The following is a 14,328-nucleotide window of genomic DNA, read 5'->3' as shown; positions in this document are numbered from 1 at the left end:
TTTATAAGAATTCACTAATACATTATGAAACTCACGCAATCACAAATCATCTTATCTTTTTTCATATCCCTTCTAACACTCCCAATTCAGGGGCAAGAAAGTGATATTGAAGCTTCTATATTTATTACTGCAAATACTAGCGAGGATATTGACCAAAATATTTTACAAAATATTGTATCAGCATCTTCACAAACCAAGGATGCTACCTTATTAATCGTTGGTAATATGGCTGATCCTATTAGCATTAAAGAAAGTTCAGTAAAAACAACAGTAGGAAAACAATTGGATGTAATTTCTGATTTTAATGGAAAAATTGTTTTTGTTCCCGGTTATAACGAATGGAAAGCCAAAGGATATAAGAATGTAAAAGGTCTAGAAAAATTTATCCAGCAAAACAGTAGTGCCAAATATTATCCAGATAATGGATGTCCAATAAAGAAAAAAGAAATTTCTGAAAATGTAGTATTAATTGCTATAGATTCACAATGGTTTTTAGAAGACTGGAATAAAAACACCTATATCAATGATGATTGTGACATCAAAAATAGAACACAATTTTTTCTGGAATTTGAAAGCGTTCTAAAAAAATCACAAAATCAAATAATGATAGTGGCAATACACCATCCCATGTTCACAAATACCAAATCTGGAATAATATCGAGAACCGGTGGGATATCTATACAGGATTTTCAAAACAAACAATACCGTATGTTAAGAAACAAATTAATTACTCTAGCAAGGCAAAAAGAGAATGTAATTTTTGTTTCAGGACAAGGTAATAATTTACAATACATTTCTAAATACGGTATCCCTCAGATAATAAGTGGTGCTGTAGGTGAAACAAAAGGAGTAAAACCTTCTCAAGAAAGTGATTATGGCTCATCAGAAAATGGTTTTACTGCCCTTAAGATTTTTAAAAACGGAAAGGTTATCGCGGATTATTTTGGTGTTAAAAATGAGAATGTATCTAAAATTCATTCTTCAAAGGTTTTTAAAGGAGAAAGCCCAAAATTAGATTACACTTTTACTCCAAAAAGTAGTTTCGGAACATCTAAAACTGCCTCAGTATACTCTGTTGAAGAGACTACAAAAGGAAAACTTTATAAAGGATTATGGGGAGATCATTATCGAAAATATTATAGCAAATCTGTGGATGCTCCTATTGTTTTTCTGGATACATTAATGGGTGGGTTAGAACCAATACGACGCGGTGGTGGGCACCAGTCTAAATCATTGCGTCTTGTTAATAAAAATGGAAAACAATATGTAATGCGTGCATTAAGGAAAAGTGCCATCAAATTTTTACAATCCACTGCTTTTCAAGATAAATATGTAGAAGAAGATCTTGAAAATAGTTTTGCCGATCGCTTTCTTTTAGATTTTTACACCACAGCGCATCCTTATACTCCTTTTGCTATAGGTACACTAGCAAATGCTGTTAATGTTTACCATACCAATCCAAAACTTTATTATGTTCCGAAACAAGAAGCCTTAGGGATATATAATGATGAATATGGTGATGAATTATATATGATCGAAGAGCGAGTGGAATCCAACCATAGTGATTTAGAAAGTTTTGGAAAACCAAAAGACATTCTAAGCACAGATGATGTGCTTCATGAAATTAGAAAGACAGGAAAATCTATTGTAGATGAGCCGTCATACATACGAGCAAGGTTATTTGATATGCTTATTGGAGACTGGGATCGTCATGAAGATCAATGGCGATGGGCTCGTTTTGAAAAAGAAGATGGTACCGAAATCTGTAAACCCATTCCTAGAGATCGTGATCAGGCGTTTTCGGTATTTGATGGAAGTATCATTTCCTTTCTAAGATGCGCAGTACCTTTTATCAGAATGATGCAATCTTATGATGAAGAATTGCCAAATACAAAATGGTTTAATTTTGAGCCTTATCCACTAGATCTCACATTTCTGAATCAGTCAGATTGGACAGAATGGGAGAAACAAGTAAAATATATTCAGAACAATTTAACCGACGAAATCATTGAACAAGCTTTTGAAGAGATTCCGAATGAAGTCAAAGGAGAAACTATCGATGAAATTAAAACCAAACTCAAAGGAAGACGAAAAAACATACTAAATATTGCCAGAGAATATTATCTGTACATTAATAAATTTGAAGTCATTGCCGGAACTCAAAAAAATGATGAATTTAATATTACACGACTTCCTGGAGGAAAAACTTCTATCGATATTCATAGAAAAGATCTTGGCATATTTAATCGAACCTTTACTCATGACATAACTAAAGAAATATGGTTATATGGCCTCGATGGTAAAGATTCTTTTGTTGTAGAAGGTGAAGGTGACCATCCAATAATGGTTCGTGTTATTGGAGGTAGAAAAAATGACACATACGATTTTAAAAACACCAAAAAAGTAAAGGCATACGATTACAAGTCTAAAAAAAATACAATCATCAATAAAAAGTCTAGAAAATGGTTGGTTGATTCGTATGACATCAATAATTATGATTACAAAAAAAGAGAATACTTTGTGTATCAACTCCTTCCGTTATTGGCATTTAACCCTGACGACGGACTTAGAGTTGGAGTATTAAATCACTATACTAAATATGGATTGCAAAGAAATCCATTCACACACGAACATTCTTTTGGAGCATCATTTTATACTGGATCTTCTGGGTTTGATATTTCTTATTCTGGAGAGTTTTCTAATATTTTTCATAACTGGAACTTTGGTGTAGAAGGATTATATACTAGTCCAAATTTTGCTCAAAACTTTTTCGGGTTTGGTAATGAAACGGCATATGATAGGGATGAAATGGATTTGGACTTCAATAGGGTACGAATTAGAAAATGGAATGCCGCTATTTCTTTAATCTGGAGAGGAAGAGACGGAGGGTCTTTTTACTTCAAACCATTAGTAGAATCATTTGATGTTGAAAATACCATCGGTAGGTTTGTCAATACACTACAAGAAAATAGCACTGTTTTTAACCAACAAACTTATGCCGGGGCTGAAGTTAATTATGCTTTCAAAAATATGAATGACCTTGCTTTTCCTACCTTGGGATTAGATGTTGGAATAACCGCTGGCTATAAAACCAATATTGATGATACAGAAAATGAAAATCGCTTTGCTTATATACAACCTCATCTCGCAATAGATCACAAAATATCCAAAAATGGAAAACTTGTACTTGCAACAAAAATCGGAGGAGAAGCCATTTTAGGAGATGATTTCGAATTTTATCATGCTGCACAACTCGGAGGAGTATCTAGCTTGAGAGGATACAGAAATGAACGATTTACAGGAAAATACTCGGCATACCAGAATATAGATCTTAGATATCAAATAGGAAAATTTAAAACAAGTTTTGTCCCTCTCAAATATGGAGTTACCGGAGGGTTTGATTACGGACGAGTTTGGGTAGAAAATGATGACTCAGATAAATGGACTAATAGTTTAGGAGGATCCTTTTGGGTAAGTGGATTGGATACTTTCACTGGAAATGTTGGCTACTTCTCTAGCTCAGATGGAGGTAGAATTGTCTTTGTCCTTGGATTTTCATTTTAAAATTAAAAACAACAGTAATACATATGAAACAACCTATCAAAATTGCTAAAATTGCAGATCTAGAAAATAAGAAACCAACTCATGCTCTGGTAAATAATTTGGATTTGGTTATTGTAAAATATGGTGAAGAGATTTCAGTTTTGTATGGAAGATGCCTTCATCGAGGAGCCTTAATGGCTGATGGGCACATAGATGGACATAATCTTATTTGCGGTGTTCATGGTTGGGATTATCGCTATGACACCGGAGTATCTGAGTATAACAACAATGAGGTTTTATATAAATTCTCTTCAAAAATTGAAAATGGAAATCTTTATGTAGATGAAATTGAAATCAATTCGTATCTTAAAGATTACCCTCAACCTTTTAATCGAGATGAGTATCTCGGAGCCTATGCCGATACTCATCCAGAAGATACAGAACCTTATACAGGACACATCAAAGAGCTGGCAAAGAATGGCTTAAAAAACCTTGGCCATCATGGATTTTCTGCATCGATGGGAGTAGATCGAAATACCTTACCAAAATGGAACGATATCCAATTCTTGCCCGCACAATTAGCTAACAGACCTTTATTGGATCATGAAGAAGTTGCTACCAAGGTTATCATTGGACCTAAAGCAGAGAAACCCTTGATAATTGATATTCCCTTATTTGTAAGCGATATGAGTTTTGGAGCCCTTTCGCGAGAAGCAAAAATAGCTTTATCCAGAGGAGCAGAAATGGCAGGAACAGGTATTTGCTCTGGAGAAGGTGGAATGCTTCCACAAGAGCAAGAAAATAACAACAAATATTTTTATGAATTGGCCTCTGCACAATTTGGGTTTTCTTGGGATAAGTTAGATAAAGTGCAAGCATTTCATTTCAAAGGAGGACAAGGTGCTAAAACAGGAACCGGAGGGCACCTACCCGGTAATAAGGTGAGTAAAGAAATTGCTGAAGTCAGAGGATTAAAAGAAGGGCAAACCGCCATTTCACCGGCTACTTTTCCAGATTTTCATGGTGTGACAGATTTTAAAGATTTTGCTCAAGAAGTAAGAAAACGTACCGGAGGTATACCCATTGGTTTTAAAATTGCTGCCAGTCATATAGAAAAAGATATTCAATTTGCTCTTGATGTAGGTGTGGACTATATTATTTTGGATGGTCGTGGTGGAGGTACCGGTTCTGCACCTACCATTTTAAGAGATAATATTAATGTCCCAACAATTCCGGCATTAGCAAGAGCTCGAAAATACTTGGACAAAGTAGGAGCCAAAGACATTACCCTAATTATTACTGGAGGGCTTCGTATTGCTGAAGATTATGCAAAAGCAATGATGCTTGGCGCCGATGCTGTAGCAGTATCTAATGCTGCAATTCAAGCTATTGGTTGCTTAGGAATGCGTGCTTGTGGCAGCAACAATTGCCCTGTAGGGATCGCTACACAAAAAGAATCGTTGAGAAGTAGATTGATTATAGAATCTTCTGCAAAACAATTATATAATTATTTTGATGCAACCAATAACCTCATAAAGGTTATTGCCAGGGCCTGTGGGCATGATGATATTACAAAATTTAATCATGATGACCTTTCAACTTTTAATTATGATATGCATCGCCTAACAGGAATCAATTATGCCGGAGTTATTTAAATCGAATACATTTTTTATATGCTCTTTCCTCTTTCTTGTATCATCAAGCGTCTATACACAACAAGGATGGATGGCAGGTATTGGTCCTTCATTGGAATTGAATGAGAACATCTTTGGAATCAATACTAGAATATATTATGGGCCGAATAATCATTTTTGTTTTGGTCCTGAAATAACTTTTTTTCCATATCAGGAAATTGACGAAGAGTATGAATTGTCAATTACAGAGTTAAATCTTAATGCACACTACGTTTTTGAATTAACACACTCTTTCGGGGTATATCCTCTTAGTGGGATCAATTACTCTTTAGAAAAAGAACGTTTAATTGATCAATCTAATACTAAAGAAGAAGAATTTGGTTTGAATTATGGATTAGGAGTCCATTACGGCTTAGGAAAATGTTTTGTTTTTGGCGAATTTAAAGGAGTAGCCGGAAAACTTAACGATGAGTTTGTAACCGTTGGTGTTATTATACAGCTATCAAAGCCTGAAGAAAAACATTAAACGTTCAAATAGAGATAATATAGAATAAAAACAAACAACATATGACAACTCAAATGCACTTGGCGGCACAGTATCTAGCGGCCGCAGGAATAAGTTTTATAGAAAAAAAACAGGATGACAGCCATACCAATCTTGGTTTTTCTATAGAATCAGAAAGTTTATTTACCAGACCACTAAATGCTGATGGAGTTATACTTTCTCTCAGCTATGCTCTATTTACTTTAGAATGGATTGGTAATAATGCGACAAAAAGATTACAACTTGATGGTACCTCGCATGCCCAGGTTATGCAATGGATAAACAGTATGGTAATAGATAGTGGCTTTGAAAAAGCTTATTCCTATGATCTTCATTATGAGTTGCCATACCAAATAACCGATGATTATGTATTTAAACTACAAGATGCAAGTAGGTTGAAAAAACTGATTGAATATAGAAAACTAGCACAATTAGCCATACAAGAATTTTTAAAAACCAATAGATTCGATTCTGAAATCAGAATATGGCCACATCACTTTGATACAGGAGCATTTACAACAGTAGATACTAGTTCAGGGGTTTCTATTGGATTAGGTTTAGCAATTCCAGATTCTATGTGTAAAGACTATTATTTCTATATCAGTGGTTACAGAGGGCACGATGGCCTAGATACCAATACGTTTAAGTCTTTAATAAAAGGGAAATGGTACAACGATGGCTTTAAAGGCGCTGTATTGCCTATTTCAGGAATAAATAAAACTGATGCTGTTACTTTTTTTAACGAGGCACTTATTGCCTATACAAATTAACTTCTATGGAAAATTGGTATGTACCTATAACTATTGTTCCTGGAATTGGGTTGTTAATATTATCAACCTCTAACCTATTAGTGGCATTGAGTACCGAAATTAAATCACTTATTGCAGATACAAATTCTGAACAATTGATAGAACGTAAATTAAAGCAGTTAAAATTACTCAATAATGCAATGGTATTCTTATATATTTCTGTAGCTTGTTTTGTGATTTCTGGGCTTGTTTCTGGCTTATTTATAAGTACTGGAGCTAAATTTAATTCATCAATTTATATAACAATAACAGGCATAATATTCGCTTTGCTAGGTTTAATAGCACTTATAATATACTCTTTTAAAGCTGTAAAAATACGGCAAGATCAATTTCAAAATACGCTTTAGCAACATAATCATACAACACATGGCTTCTCAAAAAAACGTCACTTGGCATAAGGTACTTAGCAATAAAAACAAACTCCCTGAAGGTAGAGTACAAACTGTTACCGCAGGTCATCAAGGTATTTGCCTAACTCATTTTGAAGGAAAATTCTCTGCATTAGATAATCGATGTCCACACCAGGGAGGACCACTTGGTGAGGGTTCTATAGAAAATGGAATGCTTCGCTGCCCTTGGCATGGGTGGGATTTTCACCCTTGTACCGGGCTACCGCCGGGAGGTTATGATGATGGTATAACTACTTTTGAAGTAAAAGAAGAGAACGATGCTATTTATGTAGGAATCCCTGAAGAATCAGAGCATGAAGAAACTATCTCCGATTTGATGATACAAACTATGATAAATTGGGGAGTAGATACTGCATTTGGTATGGTAGGACATAGTAACCTGGGGGTTGCTGATGCAATGCGAAGACAAGAAATACAAGGAGAACTAAAGTATTTTGGGGTTCGCCATGAAGGTGCTGCTGCTTTTGCTGCATCTGGATATGCAAAACTTACCGGTAAGCCAGCCGTTTGCTTTGGTATTGCAGGCCCGGGTGCAACCAATATGTATACTGGTATGTGGGATGCTAAGGTAGATCGTGCTCCACTTATAGCTATTTCTGGGCAAGTAAATACACAAGTGGTTGGTACCGGAGCTTTTCAAGAGGTAGATTTGGTTAAAGCATTTAACACCGTAGCAGAATTTAATCATGCGGTGCATCTCAACTCTAATCACAGCGAATTAATGTCCTTAGCCATAAAACATGCACTTATCAAAAGAGATGTTTCACATTTAACATTTCCAGACGAAGTAGCATTCACTAAAAAACGCAAAAACGCAAAACCTCAAACTCCTGAAAATCGCATTACACCTTTCAATATTTCTCCACCAAAGGAAATGATAGAAAAGGCTACTTCGATGATTTTATCATCCAAAAGACCTGTTATCATAGTAGGACATGGTGCCCGTTTTAATATGGATAGTATTATCACCTATGCAAAAAAGCTAAACTGCCCTGTTATTACTACATTTAAAGGAAAAGGATTGATTGCAGATGATCATGAATTAGGATGCGGGGTTTTAGGTCGAAGCGGTACTCCTATCGCTTCATGGTTTATGAATGAGAGTGATCTTCTTATTGTTTTTGGAGCTTCTTTTTCTAATCATACAGGTATCACTCCCAAAAAGCCATTAATCCAGGTAGATTTTGACCCTATGGCATTAAGTAAATTTCACAAAGTGGATGCTGCGTTATGGGGAGAGATTTCAGAAACTTTGGAAGTTCTGAAACAAAAAACTTATGATAAAACTAATACTATGGATCAACGAACCGAAATTGAAGAACGCTGGAAGCTTTGGAAAGAAGAAAAACTAAGTCGCCTTAAAGATTCGAGCAGTAAAGGATTAAGTTCTATTGCAGTCTTTAACGCCATGAATAAGGTAACTCCAGACAATGCCGTGATCGCTGTTGACGTAGGAAATAACACATATTCCTTTGGAAGATATTTTGAACCAAAAAATCAATCCATTCTAATGTCTGGATATCTAGGGTCGATAGGGTTTGCATTACCTGCAGCAATGGGTGCCTGGGCTGCACAAGGGCATGAACGACCTATATGGTCAGTATCTGGAGATGGTGGTTTAGGGCAATATTTGGCAGAAATTACCACACTGGTAAAATATAATATGAATATTAAACATATTGTCCTCAACAACTCTGAGTTAGGTAAAATTTCTAAAGAACAACGAGCTGCAGAACTTGATGTATGGCAAACATCTCTTAAAAATCCAAGTTTTGCCCAGTTTGCAAAAAACTGTGGTGCACTTGGAATACGAGTAGAAAACCCTGATGATCTAATACCGGCTATGGAAAAGGTTCGCGATCATAATGGACCAGCCCTTCTTGAGGTTGTTACTGATGTTGGTTTAATATAAAACTTTTGTAATTATGCTTCAATCCTTCAGTATTATTTTTGCAATAGCTTCTTTTTATAGCTATATCAACTACAAATGGTTGAAACTTCCTACTACTATTGGGTTGATGTTAATGAGTTTGGCAACTATAGTACTTATTACAGTAAGTAAGAGTATTATTCCTGGGTTCTACATGTTTTTTTGTGATATCATAACGAATTCAGATTTCAAAACATTGCTTTTAGATGGTATCTTAAGCTTTCTTCTTTTTGCTGGGGCACTACACGTAAATATTGAAGATCTATCTAAAGAAAAGTGGTCAATCATTCTATTCGCAACTTTAGGCGTACTTATTTCAACATTTCTGGTTGGCGGTTTAACTTTCGGAATTGCCAAAATAATAGGTATTAACTTACCTTTTCTGGATGCTTTATTATTTGGCGCTTTGATTTCTCCTACAGATCCTATCGCAGTTATGGCTATTCTTAAAAAGGCTAATATTGCAAAAAGTCTTGGCGTTAAAATTGAAGGAGAGTCATTATTTAATGATGGTATTGGAGTAGTAGTTTTTTCGGGGATTTTAATCCTTACTGGAATGGGTGAACATCATATTGAGGGTTCAGTAGGTTCGGAAATTGGGAAATTATTTCTAGAAGAGGCCGTTGGAGGCATCATATATGGAACGATCCTCGGTTTTTTGGGGTTTCAATGTATAAAATCTGTAAAAGAAAACCCTCAGTTGTCGGTCATGATTAGCCTCGCTATTGTTATGGGAGGATATTCGCTAGCTTCTCTAATCCACGTATCCGGGCCGTTGGCAATGGTGGTGGCTGGAATAATTATAGGAAATAAACTAAATATTAAGGCCAACAAAGGGCCAACAAGAAAAATGCTTAATGAGATCTGGGAAATACTTGATGAAGTTTTTAATGGTATTTTATTCGTGCTGATAGGCCTTGCAATTCATCTTTTAAAATTTGATTTCAATTATCTTATTCTTGGGATTATTGCAATTATAATAGTATTGATATCAAGGTTTATTTCTGTATTTTTACCATATTCCTTATTAAAACATTCAGAAAGCAGTCCATTAAAAACAGTAATTGTTCTGACATGGGGTGGCTTGCGTGGAGGAATTTCTATAGCATTAGCATTAAGTCTTGCTGACACCTCTTCTTCAGAAATTATTCTATACATAACCTATGTGGTAGTTCTATTTTCTATTATTGTACAAGGATTAAGCATTGGTGCATTGGTAAAAAAAATATATGGATAAAGGTTTACCTTATTTACCTAAAAACAACCTTAATCTAATTTATGATTCTACAATTACTAGCAAGATTATGTTTACATTTCAAAATTCAAATTTTAATAAAGAATGGCATTAATTTCAAAGAAATACTATAACAGAGATCTCTCCTGGTTACGTTTTAATCATAGGGTTTTACAAGAGGCTTCAGATAAAAATAATCCTTTATATGAACGAATTAAATTTCTTGCCATTTTTTCATCTAATCTGGATGAGTTTTTTAAAGTACGGGTGTCTGATATCAGGAAAATTAAAAACCTGGATAAACCTTTAAGAAAAAAACTAATTACAAAACCCAATAAGCTTTTAAAAAAAATCAAAAAGCAAGTGCTTTTACAACAACAAGAATTTGGAGACCTTTTTGTTAACCAAATTATTCCAGAGCTTAAAAAAGAAGGTATTCAGCTAATCTCATGTGAAGATTTTTCAGATTCGCAAAAAGAATTTGCCGAACAGTATTATCAAGAAAAATTAAAAAACAAACTCACAATCAATATTAATGTAGAGCAAAATGATGGGACTATTTTTATTGAAAATGAGCAACTTTATTTAACTGCTTTACTTAATGATGAACAACTTATTTTTGTAAAAATTCCATCAAACACTCCTCGATTTGTTACTTTCCCTTCAGAAAACAACACACACTACATTACTTTTGTTGATGACATTTTAAAGCATAACCTTGCAAAATTTTATGCTCAAAAACAATCTTCTAAATTTTATTCAATAAAAATTTCTAGAGATGCAGAACTATATATTCAAAATGAATATTCGGGTGATTTGCTAACCAAGATTAAAAACTCTTTAGGCAATCGAGAGACAGGACAAGTTACAAGATTGTTAATCGATACTGCAATGCCAACGATCCTGTTACATCATGTAAAACAAATATTAGATGCTAATGAAACGGATGTTATGCAAGGGGGAAGATATCATAATTTTAAAGATTTCTTTGGTTTTCCTAACCCAACCCAAAAGAAACTTTCTGAAGAAACTCTGACTCCTATTCAGGATCCAGAACTTCAAAAATTTTCGAATATGTTTGAGGCGATCGCAAAAAAAGACCGATTACTATGTTATCCATACGAGTCTTTTGATGATGTGCTTCGTCTTGCAAAACAAGCTTCTGAGGATAAAAATGTATCTAAAATTAAAATAACACTTTATCGTATTGCCAAACAATCCGGGCTAGCAGATGCATTATTAAATGCGGCAAAAAACGGAAAAGATGTTTTTGTTTTTATCGAAACCAAAGCTCGGTTTGATGAAGAGAACAATATACGATGGGGTAAAATATTGGAAGAACATGGAGCAAAGGTAATGTATAGTTATCCCGGAATAAAAGTGCATTCTAAAATATTGCTAATAGAACGAATAGAAGATAATAAACCTATGCAATATGGTTATATTAGTACAGGAAATTTTAATGAAAAAACTGCTAAAATATATACCGATTTTGGGTTGATGACCGCCAATATTGAAATAACTTCAGAATTGAAACAGGTTTTTCAACTCTTAGAAGGAAATATTATTATTCCTAAAACCAAAAAATTATTGGTTTCTCCGTTTACCACAAGAAGTACCTTCGAAAAATTCATACAAACAGAAATCGAAAATGCAATCGCAGGAAAAGAAGCCTATATTATCCTAAAATTGAATAGTCTTCAAGATAATAAAATGATTGATTTGTTGTATCAAGCAAATAATGCAGGTGTTACTATAAGAGCTGTGGTTAGAGGTATTTGCTGTTTAGTCCCCGGTATCGAAGGTCAAAGTGAGCATATTCATATTACAAGTATAGTAGATCGTTTTCTTGAACATGGACGAGTATATGTTTTTGCCAACGGAGGTAACGAAAAAATGTATATCGGTTCTGCAGATTGGATGACACGTAACCTGGATCATAGAATTGAAGTAATGATTCCTGTATTAGATAACGATGTTTATTTTAAATTAAGAAGAATGATACAATTGCAACTGGATGACACCGTAAAGGCAAGAATTATAAACGAAGATCAAGATAATACTTATGTAGATTCTGCATCTGCGCTTAGGGCTCAGGTAGCGTCTATGTCAAAAACCTAAACCTATAAAACCATTACTGATAAAAAAACAGAAAAATCAAAGATTCGTTGTTAATAGATGATTCCGTCTATTGCCTTTATTTTATCCATTTACTTTTTGGACAATATTTTAGATAATAAAATACCTATATAAAATTAGTGGTATCAATTAATTTTTTCATGTCTCTAACTGTAATCGTGCTCTCTTTAATATCAATTGCCTCTTCTTCTTTAAAATCATGTAATACTCTTACTAAAGACTCAATGGATGTGCCAACAATATTACTAAGGTCTCTCCTTGATAATTTGATACAGTGATCATTAAAGAATTGTTCCAACTTTATTAGGGATAATGCCGTTCTTTCTCTAACATTGTGTTGAGCGAGTATCTTCGAATTAGTAATAAACACTCCAAATTCGTGGCTCATGCTTTTTAACAGACGATGGAGCATTTTACTATCGTTTTCAATAACCCAATAAAAAGTCTTTTTAGGTATAAGCTCAAAGGTACAATCTGTTAGACATCCCGCAGAATGTGAATATGTTTCTTCACTTAATAAACTATGGTATCCAAAGATTTCATTTTCTTTTATTAAATAAAAAATATGTTCTTTACCATTTATTCCTTGAGTGTATTTTTTTACTTTACCTGTTTTTAGAATATAAACCCCCATAGGGATTGTACCTTCATGGAATAACACTTGCCCTTTTTTAAGGTTCAAAACAGTTTTATTTTCTTCAATCTGATCTAAGATATTTTTTGGAAGACTTTCCATCACGGATTCATTTATAAACGAATACCTCTTATGGGGGAATAGGGTATTAATCATAACGATGGTTATTTAGTGTAATATGAATTTACTCTATGGAATATCTAAAATACTTATTACTAAACTAATAACGAATAAATATCAGATTTATTTACTCATATCTCCTAAATTAAAGCGAAGGAATTCTGAAAAAAAACAGGACGAGTTAAAAGTAGGAAATGATGTATTCATCTAGTTTATAAAACCAAAAAACTGCCTCATTAGTTAAATAAGGCAGCTTTTTCAAGTTTGTGTCTAGTTAATCGTCTATTAATCATTAGTACTTACAATTCTACCGCTAAGCGTTTGTATCGGTCTAAAGTTTTTATGCATTATATGTTCAAACCTCTCTAATTGTTCATGTGATGCTTCTATGGTTTCTTTAATTATATACCAGGTAACTATTTCTGAACAAGCAGGTGTTGTTAAAGACCCGCTGTAAGTATAAAAGTCCATATCTCCAGGTAAAATATCTTTAATATGATATTTCTGACTGCTTGTGTAGTGATCATCTTCATATTCTGGAAGATTATTCATAAATTGGTTAAGAAGTAGGTTTCTATTACCCTCTTTAAAAAACACACCCACTACAGCAAGTAATTTTGTTATGGGATCTTGATGTACTAAATGCATCTCCATAGGATATCGAACTCCATCTACGGTGTGTTCACTTCCTGTGTGAAAATGAAACTGTAAAAGGTTATAATCGATATTATTTAGTGAAGCCGAACTACCTGCATCATAATTAAATTGGATAGTATGACCATTATTAAAAATATTTGTGCTACTAATAGTATAATTAGTATTGATATTGTTAATACTTTCATCTTCAAGAACAGCATCTGTTATGATATTGATCGGAGACTGCGAATTACCTCCACAATCCTTCCAATCATCTCCGCAAAGATCTGCCCAGAATTCTGGGCCTGATGATCCTTCATATTCAAAATGGCAACCCGATGAGGATTTACGACCAAAATAAGCATCAGAAAGACTGGTTTCATCATATTTTAAAACCTCTTGATTTTGATCTTGAGTATCGATTTGTTGATTTTCACAAGAAGTAAAAATTGAGAGTAAACCGAACACTAATGCATACTTTAAAATGTTTGTTTTCATAATACGTTGAGTTTATTGTTACGAATAAACCAAATGTATTTGCTTATTATGATTTAGAGTGAAGCATTAGTCAATACAAGTATTGATATTTATCAAGGACTGTATTGACTAATGATAATATGTATTAAAAAAACCAGTCTAAAAAGTCGTCATTCCGAGCATAGCGAAGGAATCTGTCAAATTTAAGTTACTGAAAA

10 protein-coding genes are annotated in these 14,328 nt (G+C 33.9%); 8 read left to right on the top strand and 2 right to left on the bottom strand.

Going from position 1 to position 14,328, the window contains the following annotated elements; translation table 11 throughout:
* The first annotated feature begins 24 nt into the window (after positions 1–24).
* The 8 genes from JJQ60_RS02940 to ppk1 all read left to right on the top strand — a co-directional run bounded on the left by JJQ60_RS02940 (position 25) and on the right by ppk1 (position 12,225).
* Complete coding sequence (locus tag JJQ60_RS02940) at positions 25–3,564, top strand: metallophosphatase (protein ID WP_201916461.1); 3,540 nt, start codon at positions 25–27, stop codon at positions 3,562–3,564.
* Positions 3,565–3,587: 23 nt separating this feature from the next.
* Positions 3,588–5,198, top strand: coding sequence for a glutamate synthase-related protein (locus JJQ60_RS02935; RefSeq protein ID WP_201916459.1), 1,611 nt, complete (start codon positions 3,588–3,590; stop codon positions 5,196–5,198).
* Entirely contained in the window at positions 5,182–5,703 is a 522-nt protein-coding gene (locus JJQ60_RS02930; protein ID WP_201916457.1) for an outer membrane beta-barrel protein, read from the top strand. The genes JJQ60_RS02935 and JJQ60_RS02930 overlap by 17 nt, the downstream gene beginning before the upstream one ends.
* Positions 5,704–5,744: 41 nt before the next feature.
* Entirely contained in the window at positions 5,745–6,491 is a 747-nt protein-coding gene (locus JJQ60_RS02925) for a hypothetical protein (protein ID WP_201916455.1), read from the top strand.
* Between the two features lie 5 nt (positions 6,492–6,496).
* The gene (locus tag JJQ60_RS02920; protein WP_201916453.1) at positions 6,497–6,877 is read left to right on the top strand and encodes a DUF2721 domain-containing protein; all 381 of its coding nucleotides are present in this window, start codon (positions 6,497–6,499) and stop codon (positions 6,875–6,877) included.
* A 19-nt stretch (positions 6,878–6,896) separates the two neighbouring features.
* Positions 6,897–8,852 (top strand): thiamine pyrophosphate-binding protein, encoded by a 1,956-nt coding sequence (locus tag JJQ60_RS02915; protein WP_201916451.1) that lies wholly within the window; start codon positions 6,897–6,899, stop codon positions 8,850–8,852.
* 13 nt (positions 8,853–8,865) lie between these two features.
* Positions 8,866–10,107 (top strand): cation:proton antiporter, encoded by a 1,242-nt coding sequence (locus JJQ60_RS02910; protein ID WP_201916449.1) that lies wholly within the window; start codon positions 8,866–8,868, stop codon positions 10,105–10,107.
* 102 nt (positions 10,108–10,209) lie between these two features.
* A complete protein-coding gene (gene ppk1 / locus JJQ60_RS02905; protein WP_201916447.1) occupies positions 10,210–12,225 on the top strand; it encodes a polyphosphate kinase 1 in 2,016 nt (671 codons plus the stop codon).
* Between the two features lie 124 nt (positions 12,226–12,349).
* Here the strand turns inward: ppk1 and JJQ60_RS02900 are convergent, their stop codons facing one another.
* Both JJQ60_RS02900 and JJQ60_RS02895 read right to left on the bottom strand, forming a co-directional pair.
* The gene (locus JJQ60_RS02900; protein ID WP_201916445.1) at positions 12,350–12,979 is read right to left on the bottom strand and encodes a Crp/Fnr family transcriptional regulator; all 630 of its coding nucleotides are present in this window, start codon (positions 12,977–12,979) and stop codon (positions 12,350–12,352) included.
* Positions 12,980–13,282: 303 nt separating this feature from the next.
* Entirely contained in the window at positions 13,283–14,131 is an 849-nt protein-coding gene (locus JJQ60_RS02895) for a carbonic anhydrase (protein ID WP_201916443.1), read from the bottom strand.
* Between the last annotated feature and the right edge of the window lie 197 nt (positions 14,132–14,328).

The organism is Aquimarina mytili (assembly GCF_016735115.1).
GTDB classification, from domain to species: Bacteria; Bacteroidota; Bacteroidia; order Flavobacteriales; family Flavobacteriaceae; genus Aquimarina; species Aquimarina mytili.
The sequence above is the reverse complement of the archived record's forward strand: the minus strand, read 5'-3'. Positions and strand labels throughout refer to the sequence as shown.